General features: G+C 54.8%; 18 protein-coding genes, 1 pseudogene and 1 other annotated feature. Of the genes and pseudogenes, 8 read left to right on the forward strand and 11 right to left on the reverse strand.

The genetic code is table 11. The features are described 5' to 3' along the window. The first annotated feature begins 14 nt into the window (after window positions 1-14). The 4 genes from ACSJLU_RS07900 (at window position 15) to gndA (ending at window position 7,165) form a co-directional block, all read left to right on the forward strand. A complete protein-coding gene (locus tag ACSJLU_RS07900; protein WP_049205867.1) occupies window positions 15-848 on the forward strand; it encodes an ABC transporter permease in 834 nt (277 codons plus the stop codon). Beyond that, a complete protein-coding gene (locus tag ACSJLU_RS07905; protein ID WP_049205871.1) occupies window positions 838-2,154 on the forward strand; it encodes an ABC transporter ATP-binding protein in 1,317 nt (438 codons plus the stop codon). Before ACSJLU_RS07900 ends, ACSJLU_RS07905 begins: the two co-directional genes overlap by 11 nt. Before the next feature lie 8 nt (window positions 2,155-2,162). Beyond that, window positions 2,163-5,537, forward strand: coding sequence for a GT99 family glycosyltransferase N-terminal domain-containing protein (locus tag ACSJLU_RS07910; RefSeq protein ID WP_049205874.1), 3,375 nt, complete (start codon window positions 2,163-2,165; stop codon window positions 5,535-5,537). A 221-nt stretch (window positions 5,538-5,758) separates the two neighbouring features. After that, window positions 5,759-7,165 (forward strand): NADP-dependent phosphogluconate dehydrogenase, encoded by a 1,407-nt coding sequence (gene gndA / locus ACSJLU_RS07915; RefSeq protein ID WP_025302186.1) that lies wholly within the window; start codon window positions 5,759-5,761, stop codon window positions 7,163-7,165. A 46-nt stretch (window positions 7,166-7,211) separates the two neighbouring features. On the opposite strand, the pseudogene ACSJLU_RS07920 reads toward gndA, so the two are convergent. Then, window positions 7,212-8,394 (reverse strand): annotated as a pseudogene (locus tag ACSJLU_RS07920) (ISL3 family transposase). Here ACSJLU_RS07920 and ACSJLU_RS07925 point away from each other — a divergent pair. The 3 genes from ACSJLU_RS07925 (at window position 8,309) to ACSJLU_RS07935 (ending at window position 11,638) form a co-directional block, all read left to right on the forward strand. Then, complete coding sequence (locus tag ACSJLU_RS07925) at window positions 8,309-8,614, forward strand: hypothetical protein (protein ID WP_197835339.1); 306 nt, start codon at window positions 8,309-8,311, stop codon at window positions 8,612-8,614. The pseudogene ACSJLU_RS07920 and the gene ACSJLU_RS07925 sit on opposite strands and share 86 nt — an antisense overlap. Before the next feature lie 413 nt (window positions 8,615-9,027). Beyond that, complete coding sequence (locus ACSJLU_RS07930; protein ID WP_141997657.1) at window positions 9,028-10,104, forward strand: mannose-1-phosphate guanylyltransferase/mannose-6-phosphate isomerase; 1,077 nt, start codon at window positions 9,028-9,030, stop codon at window positions 10,102-10,104. Between the two features lie 160 nt (window positions 10,105-10,264). Beyond that, window positions 10,265-11,638 carry a phosphomannomutase/phosphoglucomutase gene (locus ACSJLU_RS07935; protein WP_049207911.1) on the forward strand — a complete coding sequence of 458 codons (1,374 nt, stop codon included), beginning with the start codon at window positions 10,265-10,267 and terminating at the stop codon, window positions 11,636-11,638. A gap of 31 nt (window positions 11,639-11,669) precedes the next feature. On the opposite strand, the gene hisIE is transcribed toward ACSJLU_RS07935, so the two are convergent. The 9 genes from hisIE to hisL all read right to left on the reverse strand — a co-directional run bounded on the left by hisIE (window position 11,670) and on the right by hisL (window position 18,950). After that, window positions 11,670-12,284, reverse strand: coding sequence for a bifunctional phosphoribosyl-AMP cyclohydrolase/phosphoribosyl-ATP diphosphatase HisIE (gene hisIE, locus ACSJLU_RS07940; RefSeq protein WP_072627992.1), 615 nt, complete (start codon window positions 12,282-12,284; stop codon window positions 11,670-11,672). Further along, window positions 12,278-13,054: an imidazole glycerol phosphate synthase subunit HisF gene (gene hisF / locus ACSJLU_RS07945; RefSeq protein ID WP_025302187.1), complete on the reverse strand. Its 777-nt coding sequence runs from the start codon at window positions 13,052-13,054 to the stop codon at window positions 12,278-12,280. Before hisF ends, hisIE begins: the two co-directional genes overlap by 7 nt. Continuing rightward, the gene (gene hisA / locus ACSJLU_RS07950; RefSeq protein ID WP_380825618.1) at window positions 13,036-13,773 is read right to left on the reverse strand and encodes a 1-(5-phosphoribosyl)-5-[(5-phosphoribosylamino)methylideneamino]imidazole-4-carboxamide isomerase; all 738 of its coding nucleotides are present in this window, start codon (window positions 13,771-13,773) and stop codon (window positions 13,036-13,038) included. Before hisA ends, hisF begins: the two co-directional genes overlap by 19 nt. Window positions 13,774-13,778: 5 nt before the next feature. Then, a complete protein-coding gene (gene hisH / locus ACSJLU_RS07955) occupies window positions 13,779-14,369 on the reverse strand; it encodes an imidazole glycerol phosphate synthase subunit HisH (RefSeq protein WP_049205880.1) in 591 nt (196 codons plus the stop codon). After that, window positions 14,369-15,436, reverse strand: a complete 1,068-nt coding sequence (gene hisB, locus ACSJLU_RS07960) for a bifunctional histidinol-phosphatase/imidazoleglycerol-phosphate dehydratase HisB (protein ID WP_015377254.1) — start codon at window positions 15,434-15,436, stop codon at window positions 14,369-14,371. Before hisB ends, hisH begins: the two co-directional genes overlap by 1 nt. Further along, complete coding sequence (gene hisC / locus ACSJLU_RS07965; RefSeq protein WP_380825615.1) at window positions 15,433-16,521, reverse strand: histidinol-phosphate transaminase; 1,089 nt, start codon at window positions 16,519-16,521, stop codon at window positions 15,433-15,435. The genes hisB and hisC overlap by 4 nt, the downstream gene beginning before the upstream one ends. Next, window positions 16,518-17,825 carry a histidinol dehydrogenase gene (hisD, locus tag ACSJLU_RS07970; protein ID WP_164068637.1) on the reverse strand — a complete coding sequence of 436 codons (1,308 nt, stop codon included), beginning with the start codon at window positions 17,823-17,825 and terminating at the stop codon, window positions 16,518-16,520. Before hisD ends, hisC begins: the two co-directional genes overlap by 4 nt. Window positions 17,826-17,829: 4 nt before the next feature. Next, window positions 17,830-18,729 carry an ATP phosphoribosyltransferase gene (gene hisG, locus ACSJLU_RS07975; RefSeq protein ID WP_380825611.1) on the reverse strand — a complete coding sequence of 300 codons (900 nt, stop codon included), beginning with the start codon at window positions 18,727-18,729 and terminating at the stop codon, window positions 17,830-17,832. Window positions 18,730-18,800: 71 nt separating this feature from the next. Then, window positions 18,801-18,927: a sequence feature (His leader region), on the reverse strand. Further along, window positions 18,903-18,950: a his operon leader peptide gene (hisL, locus tag ACSJLU_RS07980; protein WP_100396937.1), complete on the reverse strand. Its 48-nt coding sequence runs from the start codon at window positions 18,948-18,950 to the stop codon at window positions 18,903-18,905. (Overlaps the previous feature by 25 nt.) Before the next feature lie 229 nt (window positions 18,951-19,179). Here hisL and ACSJLU_RS07985 point away from each other — a divergent pair, with 229 nt between their 5' ends. Further along, window positions 19,180-20,004, forward strand: a complete 825-nt coding sequence (locus ACSJLU_RS07985; protein ID WP_043137858.1) for an SDR family oxidoreductase — start codon at window positions 19,180-19,182, stop codon at window positions 20,002-20,004. 15 nt (window positions 20,005-20,019) lie between these two features. Here ACSJLU_RS07985 and ACSJLU_RS07990 read toward each other — a convergent pair whose 3' ends face one another. Continuing rightward, on the reverse strand, window positions 20,020-20,904 hold the full coding sequence (locus tag ACSJLU_RS07990; protein WP_043137856.1) for a LysR family transcriptional regulator: 885 nt from the start codon (window positions 20,902-20,904) through the stop codon (window positions 20,020-20,022). Between the last annotated feature and the right edge of the window lie 104 nt (window positions 20,905-21,008).

Below are 21,008 nucleotides of genomic sequence, written 5' to 3' on the forward strand. Positions count from 1 at the left end.
AGCGGGGTGGGGTAATGAGTAATCCTCATAAATCGCAACCTCTGTCACCCCTAGCTCTGATCCGTAACATTTGGGGGTTCAAATCGCTGATCTTGCAAATGACAAAACGTGAGGTTGTTGGGCGATACAAGGGTTCCACTATGGGACTGGCATGGTCGTTCCTCAATCCTTTGTTTATGTTGACGGTCTATACATTTGTTTTTTCGGTTGTTTTTAAAGCACGTTGGTCCGTCGGTGGTGATGAAAGCCGTACGCAGTTTGCTGTAATCCTCTTTGTTGGCATGATTGTGCATGGTTTTTTTGCCGAGGTGGTTAATCGGGCACCGCAAATTATCCTAGGGAATACCAACTATGTGAAGAAAGTGGTTTTCCCTTTGGAAACGTTGCCAGTGATTGGGTTATGCGCTGCGTTGTTCCATACCCTGATCAGCTTGGTTGTACTGCTATGTGCATTCTTTTTATTCAACGGTTTTCTGCACTGGACCGTCGTTTTTATACCGTTAGTTTTCTTGCCGCTGGTCGTTTTTTGCCTTGGATTGGCATGGATATTGGCATCCCTGGGTGTTTTTATACGCGATGTTGGTCAGACGACTGTCATTATCACAACGGTTATGATGTTTTTGTCACCAGTATTTTTCCCTATCACGTCGTTACCGGAAAAATATCGCATTTGGATAATGCTTAATCCCCTAACATTTATTATTGAGCAATCACGGAATGTCTTAATTTGGGGGCGTTTGCCTGAATGGCAAGGTTTAGCTGTTTACACCCTGGCGGCATCATTAGTTGCATGGTTCGGTTTTGTATTCTTCCAGAAAACCAGAAAGGGGTTTGCTGATGTCCTCTAATGAAATCGCGATCCAAGTGACTGCATTGAGCAAATGTTATCAAATTTATGATCGTCCACGAGATCGTTTAAAACAGTTTTTTGCTCCGAGGTTACAACGTGTAGTACGACGTGAGTCTCGCCGCTATTTCCGCGAGTTTTGGGCACTTCGCGATGTCTCATTTTCTATTAAGAAAGGTGAGACCGTAGGTATTATCGGACGAAATGGTGCAGGTAAGTCAACGTTATTACAGATGATATGCGGTACGCTGACTCCAACTCAGGGAGAAATACAAGTCAATGGCCGTATTGCGGCCCTACTTGAGTTAGGCGCAGGGTTCAATCCTGAGTTCACGGGGCGTGATAATGTCTATCTTAATGGCTCTGTTCTAGGTTTTTCCCGTGAACAGATCGATGAGCGTTTTCAGGAGATTACTGACTTCGCAGATATTGGCGAGTTTATCGATCAACCCGTTAAAACATACTCAAGCGGGATGTATATTCGTCTGGCTTTTGCTGTCCAAGCCTGTGTCGAACCTGAAATCCTTATCGTGGACGAGGCGTTAGCCGTAGGCGATATCGGTTTTCAATATAAATGCTATAAACGCATGGAGGCTCTTCGTGCTAAGGGGGTCACTATTATCATGGTGACTCACTCTACCGGTAGTATTCTGGAATACGCTGACCGTTGTTTGGTTATGAACAATGGGGAGTTAGTGGGCGACACCTATGACGTACTGGCTGCTGTTCTGGCTTATGAGAAAGGAATGCTGTTGTCGCAAGCAGTGAAACGAGAGAATACGGGCAAGATCTCCTCGTCTGTTGTGATGAATCAATCTGACTTGCAGGGTTTGCAACAGGGGCAGTTGAATACCGAAGTGGGAGAAAAGCGCTTTGGCAGTGCTCGAGCGATTATTCAAAATCTCGAAGTGATAAAATCGGATGGCACTTCACTCTCCGATAAGCCTTTGGTACGTTCTGGTGATGAACTGACCTTGGATTTTACTATCCTTGCTTCAGAAGAGATTCGAGATGTTGCCTTGGGAATCTCCATCTCTAAAGCGCAGGGGGGAGATATTTGGGGGGACAGCAACATTGGAGCCGGCAAACCTTTAATCCTCAAGGCTGGTGAGCAGCATGTGATTTATAAGGTTAAATTGCCAATTAACTCAGGAGATTACCTGGTTCATTGCGGCTTGGCATCGCTGCAAGGCGGCGAGCGAGAAGAGTTGGATCAACGCAGACCAATGATGAGATTGAAGTTTTGGTCCTCTCGTGAACTCGGGGGGGTTGTTTATGCCCCTATCAGTGTTTTAAGCGAGGAGTAATTAGAGCAATGATTGCTGTATTCTTACCGCCATATCCGTTTAGGGGAGTGAAAGCTCCCTATTTATGGATATTTTATCGCCTGCTTAACTCATTGCAGCAGCGTTCACTTTTTATCGCCGGTAATGATTACTTGTTGTCTCCGGAAGAGTGGCGCAAGTCAGAACGTTGGGAATTTGATGTACCTACAATGAATAATTTGGGTTACAGCATTCCGTCTGATGAGCTATTGGCCAGTCATGATTATTACCATTTGAGAGAGAGTGTATTTGAGAGTTTATTAGACTCTTCAAACTACAATCCGATGTTGGCGTTCAAGAAAATGCTGACCCAGCGAATCCCCGAGCTGGAAGCTGAGCTGCTAAACCATCTCCAAGGCTATGAGTCTGGAAAAATAGAGGGGATATTGTCAATTTGCAATTGCCCTTCTCTGGAGGCCGTTGCCGAGTCCTTATCTATTCCTGTCATGCACTTTGAAGTAGGGCCGTTGAGAATGCCCTCTTATTATAGTACAGGGTATTTGGATTTCTCAGGTGTTAACGGTCACACAGAGGCAGAGAAGCGCTATTTGGCGGTTCAGGAACAGTGCCAGGTCGATCTTTCCATAGAGGAGTTGCATCGTTACTTCCTGCGTGTGCCAAATACTCATGAGCAGCAGTGTGATGCCGATCTGGGGATCGCATTACAGGTTGAAGACGATTCAAATCTCGTTGCTTATGGTGAAGAATTCACTAATCTGACGTTGCTTTCCTATGCGCGTACACGTTTTCCAGAGAAAAAATTATTAATTCGCACTCATCCTGGTAGTCAGTTCCAGCTCAAGGAGGGTGAGTATGAGATCGACAGTTCACCGACCAGTTTGTCTTTCGTCCAGCGGTGTCGAGAGATTTTAACGATTAATTCTAGTGTGGGATTAGAAGGAATTTTCGCTGGTATACCAACGACAGTCGTTGGTGACAGTTCATATAAATATATAACCTTGGCAGACGATGAACAAGAAAGAACTAATCGTTTGGCATTTTATCTATTTTCATACTTAGTTCCATTCGAATTGATTTTCGATATTGATTATCTGCGATTCCGTTTATCTCGGCCAAGTGAACAGGCGATAGTCAGTCGCCATATTGAATATTATTCTACTGAGAAGGAAGGATTTTTAAAAATGCAGGGGTTGACTCTGGGTGAGTTGCTATCAAAACAGGTTAAGCAAGAAAATGAAAAGCAGGATGATATGCAACAAAAAATTCGTGTTGCTGAGCATCATCTGATGATCGATAACGAAGAAAAGCAGGCAATGATTTCTTCTATGCAAGAGCAATTGCTGTTGCTTCAGGAAACGCTTATACAACAGCGAGAGCAACAGCTGGTTACTCAGCAATTGTTGGAGAATGCGCAAAAAGAAGTTCTTCTTTTAAATAATAATTATGTTGAAGACGAACCTCTTAAATTAAAGATTGAAACACTGAGTCAACAACTTAGTGAAAGTCAGTCCGACATGAACAATATGCGAAAAAGTCTGTCGTGGCGACTAACGGTACCTGTTCGTATGCTTGGTCGGGCCATTCGCGGTGAGTTTGGGGTAATCAGGGATATATCCAGACACTACATGCGACAGCGTAAAGGGACAAAATCGACCTCTTTGGTTGGGAAAAGTTGGCAAGCGTTTCGTGCAAGTCCGCATCCTTATAAGGCTTTGCTGCGCAAAACTAAAGTGGCAGGCAAACTATTGCTAACCGGCCGTTTCGGTGAGTTGCGTAGCAGTCTTCTACGTGTGGCGAAAAATACCGCTAATACGCCGATGCCGCTAGTTAATATAGATACCGACCATATTGTTATTCTCACTACTAGGCATACACTGTTTGTGGCCCATTTGCTTGAGAAAACGCTTGTAGAGGTGGGGCGCGGCGTTACCATAATTGAAGCATACTCAGCGCCGGCGGACAGTGGGCAACTGCATATTGTTATTTGCCCTCAAATTTTTGCTGAGCTGCCGCAAAACTTTGTTGCGTTTCAAATGGAACAATCTATTAACCCACGTTGGTTTACGCCAGAGTATTTTGCGATTCTCGAACGTGCAATGGCTATATTTGACTATTCCCTGACTAACATTAATTACTTATTAGAACATGGTATCCCTTATCAGAAATTGTTCTACCTCCCAATTGCTTCTTTTGCAGACTACAGCTCAAAATTGACCCAGAAAGGTCATAAGTTGAACGGCAATGAGGAGCAAATTGACGTTCTCTTCTATGGTGATACGAATTGTGAGCGTCGTCGTCATTATCTTGAACAATTGGGACAACGTTTTAATATTCATATTGCCTCTGGTGTATTCGGCGATGAGCTGACCCGGCTGGTGAAAAATGCCAAACTGGTTATTAACCTGCATTACTATGAGAATGCGTTGCTTGAGACCACACGTATTTACGAAGTGCTATCGTTGGGAACGCCAATTGTTAGTGAAGAAAGTGTGGATATCGCGGAGCATACGTCTCTCATTGATGTTATTGATTTTGCTCCTATTGGCGATATTGACGCAATGGCGAAAAAAATTGATCGTCTCTTGAACGATCAAGATTATCATGCTAGCCGTAAGAAAAATATTGCGTTGTTTACTCATAGCGACAACAACTTTGAAGGCTATTTCAAACGCTATCTTTTGGCGAATGATTTGATTGATTTCGAAACTTATAAAAATGGCGTTGATTTTATCCCTGCGATAGAGGCGGATATTCCAAAACTCTGCCTCTCACTGACGGAAACACCGGTACGGAAGCAAGATTTCCTCAGTAAGCCTACCCATGGTTTCAAGGTCATTGAGGGGGTTAGACACCGTATTGGCTGGATCGGATGTGGCATGAGTTATAAATACATGCTGTCTGTGCTTGCCGATCGTAATACCGAAATGGCTATGATCTGCGAGGACGATGCGTTATTCCCTGACGACTTTGACATTAAACTTGAGAAGATTGTTGCTTATCTGGAACGCAGCAATTGGGATTGGCACATTTTCTCGGGCATTATTGCGCATTTGAATGAAGATACGGAGATTCTGGCTGTCGAGGAGGTCGATGGCATTGAGTATATTTATATCAATCGCATGACAAGCACGGTGATGAATATTTACTCACGTCGTGGGATAGAGGCAGTTAGCCACTGGGATGAACGTAACGTTGATGCTCAAACCAATACCATAGATCGCTATTTGGAGTCAGTGCCAAATCTGGTTGTGGTGACCACTCTACCTTTCCAGGTTGGGCATGCTGAGGATCAAACCTCCACGTTGTGGGGGTTCGTAAATACTCAATATCTGGATATGATCAGTGAAAGTGAGCGTTTATTGAAGGAAAAAGTAGACGCGTTCAAGGCGGCCCAGGTGCGGTGACTCAAGCCCCTCGTTTCGTACTGATTGACTGAACCGCAGACCACGGCACCTTAGGGTGCCGTGGTTTTTTGTGGGGAGGATATGAATATATTGCGACATCATGTGACCTATCGCACCAATCACTACCCACGCGGCTCAATCCTGAGTTAACATGTGTGCCACATCACAAAACCTGCTGGCCGACGTTGCCGGCAGGGTCATCCTCAGACAGGAGTTCCTAAATGTCCAAGCAACAAATCGGCGTTGTCGGCATGGCGGTAATGGGCCGCAACCTCGCGCTGAACATCGAGAGCCGTGGTTACACCGTTTCCATTTTCAACCGTTCTGGCGACAAAACTGACGAAGTGATCGCTGAGAACCCGGGCAAGAATCTGGCGCCGTATTACACCGTAGAAGAGTTTGTCGAATCGCTGGAAAAACCGCGCCGCATCCTGCTGATGGTGAAAGCGGGCGAAGCGACGGATAAAACCATTGCCTCGTTGACTCCGCACCTGGACAAGGGCGATATCCTGATCGATGGCGGCAACACCTACTATCAGGACACCATCCGTCGTAACCGCGAACTGTCCGACCAGGGCTTTAATTTCATCGGCACCGGCGTTTCCGGCGGTGAAGAGGGCGCGCTGAAAGGGCCTTCCATCATGCCTGGCGGCCAGAAAGAAGCTTACGAGCTGGTGGCACCGATCCTGGAGAAAATCGCTGCGGTCGCGGAAGGCGAGCCTTGCGTGACTTATATCGGCGCTGACGGTGCCGGCCACTATGTGAAGATGGTGCACAACGGCATCGAATACGGCGACATGCAGCTGATTGCCGAAGCCTATTCCCTGCTGAAGCAGGCGCTGAACCTGAGCAACGAGCAGCTGGCCGAAACCTTCGCCGAATGGAACAAGGGCGAACTGAACAGCTACCTGATCGACATCACCAAAGACATCTTCACCAAGAAAGACGAAGAGGGTAAATACCTGGTCGATGTGATCCTGGACGAAGCCGCCAACAAAGGCACCGGCAAGTGGACCAGCCAGAGCTCGCTGGATCTGGGCGAACCGCTGTCGCTGATCACCGAGTCGGTGTTCGCACGCTACCTGTCCTCGCTGAAGGACCAGCGCGTTGCCGCGTCTAAAGTGCTGACTGGCCCGAAAGTGGCGCCGTTCAGCGGCGACAAAGCCGAATTCATCGAGAAAGTGCGTCGCGCGCTGTATCTGGGTAAGATCGTGTCCTACGCACAGGGCTTCTCACAGCTGAAAGCCGCTTCTAAAGAAAATAACTGGGATCTGCACTACGGCGAAATCGCCAAGATCTTCCGCGCCGGCTGCATCATCCGCGCCCAGTTCCTGCAGAAGATCACCGACGCTTACGCGGCGGATGCCGATATCGCCAACCTGCTGCTGGCGCCATACTTCAAGCAAATCGCTGACGAGTACCAGCAGGCGCTGCGTGACGTGGTGGCTTACGCCGTGCAGAACGGTATCCCTACGCCAACCTTCTCCGCCGCGATCGCCTACTACGACAGCTACCGTTCTGCGGTACTGCCGGCGAACCTGATCCAGGCGCAGCGCGACTACTTCGGTGCGCACACCTACAAACGTATCGACAAGGAAGGCGTGTTCCATACCGAATGGATGGAATAAGCGCTTTACCTGTCATCAAGCCGCCGCAAAGGCGGCTTTTTTTGGTTCATCGCGCTTTACCGGGGAACGCTGCTTTGATTTTCAGGAAGAAGTAAGCGTTATCCCGGTATCCATACGCCATCCGCTTCATCACCTTTATCTTATTGTTCATCCCTTCCAGTACGCTGGTATTCAACCTGTGCCTGGCGCTCGCGATGATGCCCCCGGCATACCCTTTCAGCTTCTCGGCAAAGTGTTGCAACGCCTTTATTCCGCTTTCCTGAGACTGCCTGTACCAGCTTGCCCAGCGTCTTTGCGCCTCTTGCTCGCTCGGGGCGTACCACAGTTCTTTCAGCGCTGTCTTCATCAGCCATACCACATTCAACGGCTGATTTGCTTCCAGCAACTCCGTGAGTTTTAGGTCATGCCCTGCGGGTAGATTTTCCGGGTTGCGCAGCAGCAGCCAGCGGCTACGCTTGATGACCTGACGTGATTTTGGGTTAGCGCGTAGCTGATTAGCCTGGTCCACCCGCACCCGGTCGATAACCTCCCGGCCATACTTCGCCACCACGATGGAACAAGTCATAGACCACTTCTGCCTGCGGGCAGTGATGCCTGACTTCCAGGTCTAACGCCGTATTCATATCCATGGCGACAGACTGGATAGCGGCACAGCCTTCAGGCCCCAGCCAGGTAAAAAAGGGGCGTAGAGCCGCTCTGCTGAGGCCTTCTCCCACCCACAGCACCTGCTGCGTATCCGCATCCATCACCACGGTGGCATAGCGATGTCCTTTGAACAGCGCGAACTCATCCATCACCAGACGGCGGAGGGTATGGCGCTGCGGCTCTGTTCGTTCCCGCAGCAGACGCCGGTAGTCGATATTCTTGACCGTATGCCAGTGTAATCCGGTGAGTTGAGCAACATGTTTAATTGGCAGTAAACGGGCCAGTGCCTCAACCCATACGGATAGCGTCGTGGTATATCTCTGGCGTTCAGGTAACCAGCTGATTTTCTCGGTGGTGACCCCACAATGAGGGCAACACAGACGCCGGACGGGGACGCTGAGCCAGACCACCCAGTCGAGTAGCTGGCGTTCACGCACCCGACGGAAGGAGACATCATGCACAACAGGCACCCGTCGCCCACAACGACGACAACAGGGCATGACGGCAAAGCAGGGTGTTGGCAGAAGGATGCGAGAAGGAATTGACGACAAAGCCTTCCCAGAACAGGGAGCAAAGGTTAGCATTCATAGTGACGGCAGTTTTGAAAGTTTAGGGTGTGTTTTGACGAATACAAACCTAAACGTTCTTACTGCCGTTTTCTATTGGTTCACGCTAAGACGCGATGAACCTTTTTTGCAACGTTTTAAGCGCCTGGGGAAAGCATGGAACACGTCTGAACCGGCGATTCCCATGTCTTTTCTACATGCCAATCTGGCATTATTCTTAATTTTTATTTTTTTTTAATAATAAGATCTACATCTTATTATTCAGCATGTTACCCGTATTTCCTTTTCGTCTTCTTGCCTAACAATGCACATTTGCTAATATAATTCCTAATCCAGCGAATGGTTTTCGCTGTCACCGCTCTTACCTTCCGTTGGTGCGGCTTCCCTGTACGAGGTGAAAATGGATTTTTTTGTTTTTTCTTTTCCGGTTTCAGTGAGGCTGTTTGACGGCGTCGGCGGAGATTTTAGGAAGGTGCCCGGTTATTATTTTTTTATTTTTATGCGAAATTACTGAAGTAGTGGGAAATCTTTATTTCATTTCACATATTAAAAAGCAAGAAAAGTCTCTTTAGCAATCAGCAAGCGATAGGTATTGGGTGATTAGCCTAATTGCCCTGAGCAATGCATCTGTTTTGGGGTAATGCGGGGTTTATGGTGAGATTAATTCCAGTCATTTTGGCCGGGGGCAACGGTAGCCGTTTGTGGCCCTTATCAAGAGAAGCATTTCCTAAACAATTTCTGACGGTCGATGGTAGCGGGCGCAGTTTGCTGCAACAGACGCTGTTGCGTCTGGAAGGTCTGCGTGGGGGAGAAATCGCGGCGCCGATCGTCATTTGCAACGAAGAGCACCGTTTTTTGGTGACGGAACAGCTACGAGAAATCGACTGTTCGAATCCTCACATTATTCTGGAGCCCGCAGGGCGCAATACGGCACCGGCAGTCGCGCTGGCTGCACACCACGTTCTCAAAGACGATCCTGATGGCGTGCTGTTGGTTCTGGCCGCTGATCATTTGATCACGCAGATAGACGCGTTTCATGATGCGTTGCGCAAGGCTATCGAATTTTCTTTGCGCGACCGTTTGGTGACCTTCGGCATCATTCCCCAGCATCCTGAAACAGGCTATGGCTACATCAAACGCGGAGCGCAGCTGTCACCTCATTGTTTTGACGTCGAGCGTTTCGTCGAAAAACCCTGTTATCAAAAGGCGCAAGCCTATCTGGAAAGCGGTGACTACAGCTGGAACAGCGGCATGTTCATGTTCACGGCGAAAAAGTATCTGCATGAACTGGCGCGCTTTCGCCCCGATATCTATCACAAAACGCTGTTGGCGATGGAAACCAGTCGGCGCGAGCTCAACTTCATTTACATTGATGAAGAAACCTTTCTCCGTTGCCCCTGTGAGTCCATCGATTACGCTGTGATGGAAAACACCGCGGATACAGTAGTGATGCCGATCGATATTGGCTGGAGCGATGTCGGGTCGTGGGCCGCCGTGTGGGAGGTGGCCGAAAAGGACGCCCAAGGGAATGTGCTCCGCGGCAATGTTATCGCTATCGACTCATTGAACAACTATGTTTACGCTGGCGACAAGCTGGTGGCCACGCTTGGCATCAACGATCTGGTGATCGTACAGACTGGCGATGCGCTACTGATTGCCGCGCGAGACGCGGTGCAGGATGTGAAACAATTAGTAGGCGAACTGAAGGCGCGCAAGCTGCCGTGTTGAGGCGCATGGAAAAATTTGCGTCAGAATCATGCTAAAGATTTCCAGAGCAGCGAGATAGTGATAAATGTAAGGAAGACCGTACCGGTGATTGCGACTCCATCGCATGAATTCCCCAGGATAGCGACAGAGCGCAAAGGTACAAATAACAGAAGAATGTGACATGACTGAGTTGACTTGTTTTAAGGCTTACGACATTCGTGGCCGATTGGGGAGTGAGCTGAATGATGAAATCGCTTATCGGATCGGCAGGGCTTTCGGTGAATATTTGCTCCCTAAAGCCGTAGTTTTGGGCAATGACGCCCGTTTGAGTAGTGAAAGCCTGAAACACTCACTGGCCAAAGGGCTTCAGGATGCCGGTGCCAGTGTGATTGACATCGGGTTGTGTGGGGCGGAGGAGCTCTACTTTGCCACGGCTTTTCTGGCTGCGGACGGCGGAATCGAAGTCACGGGCAGTCACAATCCTGAAAATTATAACGGCATGAAACTGGTGTGCAGGGATGCGAGGCCGATCAGTAGCGACTCTGGATTGAAGGAAATCAAAGCGCTCGCGGAGAAAAAGCACATCGAGCGCGCTGCATGTTCACGCGGCGGCTACCTTCAGGCCGATACCTTGAACGAGTATGTCGATCATATCCTGTCCTTCGTTGACTTCACGCATTTCAAACCGCTGAAACTGTTGGTGAATTCCGGACACGGCACTGCCGGGCGGGTTATTGACGCCATCGAGCGGCGCTTTCAGCAGCATCGGGTACCGCTGGAATTCATCAAGATTCAGCATGAGCCCGACGGCACCTTTCCTCATGGCGTACCGAATCCGCTGTTGCCCGAGCGTCGTCAGGACACAGCGGACGCGGTGCGGCATTATGGCGCGGATATGGGGATCGCCTTCGATGGCGATGCGGATCGCTGTTTCCTGTTTGATAGTCAAGGCCATTTTATCGAGGGCTACTATATCGTCGGTTTGTTGGCTGAGGCGTTCCTGGCTAAGGGGACAGGAGAGAAGGTCGTCCACGATCCGCGATTGAGTTGGAATACCGTGGATATCGTTGAAAAAGCCGGCGGTATTCCCGTGATGTCGAAAACCGGACACGCTTTCATCAAAGAACGAATGCGGGCTGAAGATGCAGTCTATGGTGGCGAGATGAGTGCCCACCACTATTTCCGCGACTTCTATTACTGCGATAGCGGCATGATCCCCTGGCTAATGGTCGCCGAGATCATGTCTCTGAAAGATCGCTCGTTGGAACAACTGGTTGAGGAACGCATCCGCGCCTATCCTTCTTCGGGTGAAATTAACATTGTCCGCGTTCCTGCAATATCCGCGCTCGATATGATCGAGCGCCATTATCGAGATCAGGCCTTAGAGGTTGATAAGACGGATGGTGTCAGCATGACCTTTGCCGACTGGCGGTTCAATTTGCGAGCGTCAAACACGGAACCTTTGCTCCGCCTTAACGTTGAATCGCGAGGTAACCGCGACTTAATGGAGCGGAAAACAGAGGAAATTCTTGTGCTGGTAAACAGCCGACTATAAGGCTTCCCATTATCAGGGAAGCCTGTGTGCATTATTTCTGATGCCTTTCGCGCAGCCGGCCGATCACCGCGCTCAGATCCAGATCCTGGTCCTGCAGCAGCACCAGCAGGTGATAGATCAGGTCCGAGGCTTCGTTGGTCAGCTCTTCGCGATCGTTGACCGTGGCGGCCAGCGCGGTTTCCACACCTTCTTCCCCGACCTTCTGCGCGATGCGCTTGGTGCCGCTGGCGTACAGGCTGGCGGTGTACGAGCTGTCCGGGCTGGCGTGCTTGCGCTCCGCCAACAGCTGCTCCAGCTGATAGAGGAACGTCCAGTCGCTGGCGGCCGGGTGGAAGCAGCTGCTGTTGCCGAGGTGGCAGGTCGGGCCGATCGGGTTGGCCAATACCAGCAGCGTGTCGTTATCGCAGTCCGGCGTGATGCTGACCACCTTGAGGAAGTGGCCGGAACTTTCGCCTTTGGTCCACAGGCGTTGCTTGGTGCGCGAGAAGAAGGTGACGTTACCGCTCTGCTCGGTGGTCGCCAGCGCTTCCGGCGTCATGTAACCCAGCATCAGCACTTCGCCGGATACGGCGTGCTGCACGATGGCCGGCATCAGGCCGTCGGTTTTTTCCCAGTCCAGCTGGTTTCTCTGTTGTTCTGTCAGCACACGCGAATCTCCACGCCTTGTTCGACCAGGAACCTTTTCAGTTCGCCGATATTGATGATTTGTTTGTGGAACACCGACGCCGCCAGCGCGCCGTCGACGTCCGCATCGCGGAACGCTTCCAGGAAATGCTCCATGGTGCCCGCGCCGCCGGAGGCGATCAGCGGCACCTTGCAGGCCTCGCGCACCCGGCGCAGCTGCTGCAGATCGTAACCGTTGCGCACGCCGTCCTGGTTCATCATGTTCAGCACGATCTCACCGGCGCCGCGGCGCTGCACTTCCTGTACCCAGTCGAGGGTTTCCCACTGGGTGATGCGGGTGCGGCTCTCGTCGCCGGTATATTGGTTGACGTGATACTTGCCGGTTTCACTGTCGAACCAGGTGTCGATGCCTACCACGATGCACTGCACGCCGAAGCGTTCCGCCAGGCGGCTAATCAACTCAGGATCGGCCAGCGCCGGCGAGTTGACCGAAATCTTGTCGGCGCCGAAAGACAGGATCTGGCTGGCATCCTCGGCGCTTTTAATGCCGCCGGCGACGCAGAACGGAATATCAATCACCTCCGCCACGCGCGATACCCAGCTTTTGTCCACCACCCGGCCGTCGCTCGAGGCGGTGATATCGTAAAACACCAGCTCGTCCGCACCTTCTTGCGCATAGCGCTGCGCCAGCGGCACGATGTCGCCGATGATTTCGTGGTTGCGGAACTGCACGCCTTTTACCACTTGCCCGTCTTTAACATCCAGGCACGGGATTATCCGTTTTGCCAGCATGCGATCGCCTCCTCAACGCTAAATTTACCTTCCAGCAGGGCGCGCCCTACGATCACGCCGGCAACGCCGCTGCCACGCAGCCGGGCGATGTCGTCCAGATTGCCGATGCCGCCCGAGGCCTGGAAGGCCACCTGCGGATAGCGGCGGCTGATCGCCTGATACAGCGCCACGTTGGAACCGGCCAGCGTACCGTCGCGCGAAATATCGGTGCACAGCACGTGCTTGAGCCCGTAGGGCAGGAACTGCTCCACCACCTGTTCCAGCGTGGCGTCGGAATCTTCCTGCCAGCCGCTGATGGCCACGCGTTTCACGCCCTGCGGGTCGATACGCACGTCCAGCGCCAGCACCAGCGCGTCGGCGCCGTAGCGCTCGAACCAGCTCTGCACCAACTGCGGTTGTTTCACCGCGGTAGAGCCGATCACCACGCGTGTGGCGCCGGCCTCCAGCAGGGCGCTGACGTCTTGCTCGTTGCGGATGCCGCCGCCGACCTGCACCGGCACGTTAACCCCCGCCAACAGCTTGCGCAGCAGCGGGATCTGGCGTGCGGCCGGATCCTTGGCGCCGGTCAAATCGACCAGGTGCAGTACCTGCGCGCCCTGTTGTTGATAGTCCTGCAGACGCAGCAGCGGATCGTTGCCGTAGTCGCGCTGCTGGCCGTAATCGCCCTGATGCAAGCGCACCACGTTGCCGTCGATCAAATCCAAAGCCGGAATAATCATGCTGCCTACATCTCCAGAAAGTTTTTCAACAGTTGCGCGCCGGCCGCTCCAGATCGTTCTGGATGAAACTGCACGCCGAAGAAGTTGTCTTTTTGCACGGCGGCGGTGAAGGGCTCGCCGTAGTTCGCCTGGGCGATGGTGCTGGGGCATATCGGCATCGCATAGCTGTGTACGAAATAGAAGTAGGCGCCGTCATCGATGCCGCGGAACAGATGGTGGCCCGCTTGCGCGGACACCTGGTTCCAACCCATGTGCGGCAGCGGCAGGCCGAAGTCGGTCATCTGCTTTACCGGCGTATCGATGAGGCCGAGCGTCGTTATACCGCCGTTCTCTTCGCTGCTGGCCGCCAGCAGCTGCATGCCGAGGCAGATGCCCAGCACCGGCTGAGTGCAGGCCCTGATCAGTTCGATCAGATCGCGTTCGCGCAGCTGATCCATCGCCGCCTGCGCGGTGCCGACGCCCGGCAGGAACAGCTTGTCGGCGCGCAGCACGATCTCTGGATCGCGGCTCACCGCCGGCTGGTAACCCAGGCGCCGCACCGCGTAGGTGACGGAGGCCAGGTTGGCGCAGCCGGTATCCAAAATCACCACGTTCATCACAGCACTCCTTTCGAGCTCGGCAGGGTATTGCCTTCGACGCGGATCGCCTGGCGCAGCGTGCGGCCAAACACTTTGAACAGGCTTTCGACCCGGTGGTGGTCGTTTTTGCCCTTGGTCTTCAGGTGCAGCGTGCAGCCCATGGTGTAAGAGAGCGAACGGAAGAAGTGCTCGACCATTTCGGTGCTGAGATCGCCGACGCGCTGATAGTTGAACTCGGCCTTGTACTCCAGGTGCGGGCGGCCGGAGATATCCAGCGCGCAGCGCGCCAGACACTCGTCCATCGGCAGCACGAAGCCGAAGCGGGCAATGCCGCGCTTGTCGCCCAGCGCCTTGTTCAACGCTTCGCCCAGCGCCAGGCCGGTGTCCTCTACGGTGTGGTGATCGTCGATATACAGGTCGCCTTTGACGTCGATCTCCATGCGGAAGCCGCCGTGGGTGGCGATCTGATCCAGCATGTGGTCGAAGAAGCCGACGCCGGTTTTGATTTTGCTGCCGCCTTCGCGATCCAGCCAGACGTTGACATCGATCTGCGTCTCTTTGGTCACGCGGTTAACCCGCGCGTGACGGTCACGCAGGGTCAGCTGGCGCACGATCTCTTTCCAGCCCAGCACGCCGCGCTGGTAACGCAGCCCCTGGATGCCCATGTTTTCTGCCAGCTGCACGTCGGTCGGCCGATCGCCGATCACGTAGCTGTGCGCGGTATCGAGCACGCCGGGTTCCAGGTAGCCCTTCACCAGCGCGGTTTTCGGCTTGCGGCAGTCGCAGTTGTCCGCCGGCAGGTGCGGGCAGATCAGCACATCGGCGAACTGAATGCCCTGCGAGCTGAGGATCTGCATCATCAGGTTGTGCGGCGGATCGAAGGTTTCCTGAGGGAAACTGGCGGTGCCGAGCCCATCCTGATTGGTGATCATCACCAGCTGATACCCCGCCTGTTGCAGCGCCAGCAGGGAAGGGATCACGTCTGGCTCGAGCGCCAGCTTGTCCAGGCGGTCAACCTGGAAATCTTCCGGTGGCTCGGCGATCAGCGTGCCGTCACGATCGATAAAGAGGATTTTTTGGCTCACATTGGCTCCTGGCGAGTCGGGTTGGCGCCGGGTAGGGCGGACAAGGCGTCCACCACGCGTTGACATTCGTCGCGGGTGCCTATGGTGATGCGCAGGCAGCCGGACAACCCGGGCTGTTTGTTTTGGTCTCGTAAGATAATGCCCTTATCCCACAAGCTTTTAAACACATTACTTGAGGCGGTGAAGCGGGCCAGCAGGTAATTGCTGTCGCTGGCGAAAACCTGCTCGACGCAGGCGCATTTCTCCAGCTGTTGCTGCAGCCAGCTGCGGGTGGCGGCGATATCGGTGACGCGCTGGCGCATGGTGCGGATACCTTCTTCGCTCAGCGCCTGCGCGGCGATATCCGCCACCGGCGTCGAAAGCGGGTAAGGCGCGATCACCTTCAGCAGCAGGGCAATCAGATCTTCATTGGCGAGCGTAAAGCCGCAGCGCAGGCCGGCCAGCGCAAAGGCCTTCGACAGCGTGCGCAGGATAGCCAGGTGCGGATAGTCGCTCAGCCAGCCGGCCACCGTGGCCTGCGGGCAAAACTCGATATAGGCTTCGTCCACCGCGACGATCGCCTTGCCCTTGGCTAGCTCTAGCAGGCTGCGCAGAGAGTCTGGGTCGATCAGGTTGCCGGTTGGGTTGTTCGGGCTGCAGACGTAGATCAGCTTCACGTTGTCCATGCTGTCTGCGATGGCCGGCAGATCCAGCTGCCAGTCTTCTTTGGCGGCCACGGTGCGGCGCTCCACGCCGAAGGTTTCGGCGCTGACGGCGTACATGCCGTAGGTCGGCGGGCAGAACAGAATGGCGTCTTTGCCCGGCTCGCAGAAGGCGCGGATCAGCAGCTCGATACCTTCATCGGCGCCGCGGCTGACCAGCACCTGCTCTTTCTTGACCCCGGCATAGGCGGCGTAGCGTTCGATCACCTGCGCCGGCTGGCACTCCGGATAGCGGTTGAAGGTTTGCGCGGTCAGCTGGAATTCCGGTGCGATCGGGTATTCGTTGGCGTTCAGCCACACGTCGCCCTTACCGCCGAGGCGGCGCGCCGATTGATAAGGGGTCAGCTCGCGAACGTTGGCGCGCGCCAGTTTTTCGATGCTCATGCTTGCTCCTTCAGGGCGGCGACGCGCAGGGTCACGGCGTTCTTGTGGGCGATCAGCTGCTCGGCGGCAGCCAGCGTCTCGATGGTGGCGGCCAGGTTGCTGAAGCCCTGCGGCGTCAGCTCCTGCACCGTCATGCGTTTTTGAAAATCGGCCAGCCCGAGGCTGGAGCAGGTGGCGGTGTAGCCGTAGGTCGGCAGCACGTGGTTGGTGCCGGAGGCGTAATCGCCGGCGGACTCCGGCGACCAGTCGCCGAGGAACACCGAACCGGCGCTGGTGATGCTGTCCACCAGTTCGCGCGCATTACGGGTCTGAATAATCAGGTGCTCCGGGCCGTAGCGGTTGCTGATCGCCACGCACTCAGTCAGATCGCGCGCTACGATCAGGCGGCTGCTCGCCAGCGCCTGGCGTGCGGTGTCGGCGCGCGGCAGCTCGGCCAGCTGGCTTTCCACCGCTTCGGCCACCGCCTGCGCCATCGCCGCGTCCGGCGTCAGCAGGATCACCTGCGAATCCGGGCCGTGTTCGGCCTGCGACAGCAGATCGGAAGCGACGAACGCCGGGGTGGCGCCGGCGTCGGCGATCACCAGCACTTCCGAAGGGCCGGCCGGCATGTCGATGGCCGCGCCGTCGAGGCGCTGGCTGACCTGCCGCTTGGCTTCGGTCACGAAGGCGTTGCCCGGCCCGAAGATCTTCGCCACGCGCGGCACGCTTTCGGTGCCGAACGCCAGGGCGGCGATCGCCTGCGCGCCCCCGACCTGAAACACTTCCTGCACGCCGCACAGCTGCGCCGCATACAGGATCTCATCGGCGATCGGCGGCGGCGAGCACAGCACCACCCGGCGGCAACCGGCGATGCGCGCCGGCGTCGCCAGCATCAGCACGGTGGAGAACAGCGGCGCCGATCCGCCGGGAATATACAGGCCCACCGAGTCGATTGGGCGGGTCACCTGCTGGCAGCGCACGCCTGGCTGCGTTTCGACGTCCACCGGCGGCAGTCGCTGCGCGTTGTGGAAGGTTTCCACGTTGGCGACGGCCACCGCCATCGCCTGTTTGATGTCATCACCCAACCGCGCGGCGGCGGCGGCGATCTGCTCGACGCTGACGCGCAGCGCCGAGACTTCCGCCTTGTCGAAACGGGCGCTGTAGTCGCGCAGCGCCCGATCGCCATTGGCCTTCACGTTGTCGAGGATCTCACTCACCGTGCGGGTGATGCTGTCGGAGGCGGCAATCGCCGGGCGCATCAGCAGCTCGGCCTGGCGTTCGGCGCTGCACGTTGCCCAATCGATCGGCGTGTTGAAGGTCGACATGGCGTTACTCCATCATCTTTTCAATCGGCAGCACCAGAATCGAGCTGGCGCCGAGCGCTTTGAGTTTTTCCATGGTTTCCCAGAACAGGGTTTCGCTGCTGACCATGTGCATCGCCACGCGATTCTGCGCGCCGGCCAGCGGCAGAATGGTCGGGCGTTCGGCGCCCGGCAGCAGCGCGACGATCTCGTCCAGCTTCTCGCTCGGCGCGTGCAGCATGATGTATTTGGATTCGCGCGCCTGGATCACGCCCTGAATGCGGGTCATCAGGCGGTCAATCAGCTGCTGTTTGGCTTCAGGCATTTCGCCGTCGCGCTGGATCAAGCAAGCTTTGGAGCGGTAGATCACCTCCACTTCGCGCAGGCCGTTGGCCTCCAGCGTGGCGCCGGTAGAGACCAGATCGCAGATGGCGTCGGCCAGGCCGGCGCGCGGCGCGACTTCCACCGAGCCGTTCAGCAGGCAAGATTTGAAGCGCACGCCTTGTTTGTCGAGGTATTGCTTCAGCAGGTGCGGATAAGAGGTGGCGATGCGGGCGTCCTGCAGGCTTTGCGGGCCGGCGTATTCGGCGTCGAGTGGGGTGGCCAGCGACAGGCGGCAGCCGCCGAAATCGAGGCGGCGCAGGGTGAAGTAACGCGGGTCTTCACCCTGGGCGCGGCGGCTGAGCAGCTCTTCTTCCAGCACGTTCTCGCCGATGATGCCGAGATCGACCACGCCGTCCATCACCAGGCCCGGGATGTCGTCGTCGCGCACGCGCAGGATATCGATCGGCATGTTTTCGGCGAAGGCGATCAGACGCTGCTGCTGCAGGTTGATCTTGATGCCGCAGCGTGCCAGCAGTACCTGGGATTCATCGCTCAGGCGGCCCGACTTCTGCATTGCGATCCGTAAACGTGTCTTGTCCAGCATGGTAACCTCTGTTTAATTTGTAATTTTATGAATTTATTGTAAAAAACTTTCTTTTCTGTCTGTCCGGAGCCAAAAAAAAACCCTCGGAAGAAATCTTCCGAGGGCTCTCTCTTGCGTTCTGCGCGCCACTGGAAGATTAACAAACTGTCTTCCAGCACACATCGCCTGAAAGACTAGTCAGGGTGATGGTGATGATGGTGGTTGAACTGAACGCGTGTCATGGTGTTTTTCTCTAATCAAAAGCCGGTAAAAACCGTATGCCAATTAAGCTAAACTATCCGCTGTCCACCGTGCAACCCTTTTTTAACGTCATAAATTTAATTTATTGAAACAGGTTGAGTTATTAGCCACACACGGCTTTACCTAACCTTAAGCCGGGCAGATTGTATCGCCGTGTACAGTGGCGTAGCCTTAGGGGCAGGGCGCTGCGATCTTCAGGAGAGGAAGAGGATGAAAAAGGTAGCCATTATTGGTTTAGGTTGGCTGGGCATGCCGTTGGCGTTATCGCTGATGGGCCGCGGGTATGATGTGGTCGGCAGCAAAACCACGCCGGACGGCGTCGAGGCCGCGCGCATGAGCGGCATTGAATGCTATCAACTGGAGCTGACGCCGGAGCTGGTGTGCGATCCGGACGATCTGGAATCGCTGCTGCGTGTGGATGCGCTGGTGGTGACGCTGCCCGCTCGCCGTACCGTCGAAGGCAGCGAGAATTATTTCAATGCGGTGCGCATGCTGGTGGACAGCGCGATGGCCTTTGGCGTGCCGCGGGTGATCTTTACCAGTTCCACCTCGGTGTACGGCGAAACCGCCGGCACGCTGCGCGAAGAGTCGCCGCTGCGGCCGGTCTCGCCGTCGGGCCGGGTGTTGGCCGAGCTGGAGCGCTGGCTGCATGAATTGCCGAACACCTCGGTGGACATTCTGCGGCTGGCGGGGCTGGTGGGCGCCGATCGTCACCCCGGCCGCTTCCTGGCGGGCAAACTCGACGTGAAGGGCGGGTCGCAGGGGGTGAATTTGGTGCACCAGGACGACGTCATCGCCGCCATCCAACTGCTGCTGAAGCTGCCGAGGGGCGGTCACGTGTACAACCTGTGCGCGCCGCATCATCCGGCCAAACGCGAATTTTATCCTGCGCTGGCCGAACAGCTGCACCTGGCGCCGCCGCAGTTCGCCGACGAAGCGGATCAGGATGAGCGGCTGGTGGACGGCAACCGCATCTGCAACGAGCTGGGTTTTGAGTACCAGTATCCCGATCCGGCGCGTATGCCGGTCAGTTAAGGCGGCATACGTTGTTTAAAGCGGGAAAAGGTGGCTCGTCACAAAGTCGACGAACAGCCTGATTTTGACTGACAGGTGGCGGCCCGACGGCCAGAGGACATGAAAAACCATGTTCTCGCGGTCGTAGTCATCCAAAACCGTCACCAGGCTGCCCTGTTCCAGCTGTCTGCGCACGGCGATCTCCGGCAAATAAGCGATGCCCAGCCCTTGTTCGGCGAAGCATACCTGCGGATCGAGGGTATTTGTCACCATGCTGGCCGGCCGTTCGGGGATCATCTCCGTCTTGTCTCCCAGCGGCCAGACATCCAGTTTGCCGGTGCTGGGAAAGCGATAATGCAAACGGGCATGGCTTGTCAGATCCTCGGGCTTGCGCGGCATACCCACTTTGCTGAAATAACCCGGGGCGCCAACGAAAACCTTGCGGCAGGTACCCAGCCGGCGGGCAACCAGCCGTGAATCGCTCGGGGTTCCGCTGCGGATAACGGCATCGAAACCTTCCTCAATCACGTCAACCAGCCGATCCGAATAATCAATATCCAGCTCGATCTCAGGATAGCGGCGCTTGAAGTCCCCCAGTTTTGGCATGAAAAGCGTGCCCAGCGACGGGAGACTGATGCGCAGCTTGCCCTGAGGTGTTCCCCGCGTTTGCAACAGTTCGGCTTCCGCCTCTTTCACCTCACTCAAAATGCGTCGGCACCTTTCCAGAAACAAGGCCCCTTCCGGTGTCAGGTTGACCGTGCGGGTAGAGCGGTGAAACAGGCGCACGCTGAGTCGTTCCTCCAGCCGGGCGATGGTCTTGCTGACCGCCGAGGCGGAGATCCCCAGCTGTTGCCCGGCCGCCGTGAAACTTCGGCTTTCACTGACCCGCACGAAAACGTCGAGAGAACCCAGACTTTCCATAGGCTTCCATTCTATTGATGAACTTTATGTCATGAGTGTTGTTCACTTTAGCCTGTTTTTCTTTTATCAGCGAGTGGGCAGCATGATGCAAACGTCATCCGCGA

The sequence above is a fragment of the Serratia bockelmannii genome (assembly GCF_051803255.1).
In the GTDB taxonomy this organism is placed as follows: domain Bacteria; phylum Pseudomonadota; class Gammaproteobacteria; order Enterobacterales; family Enterobacteriaceae; genus Serratia; species Serratia bockelmannii.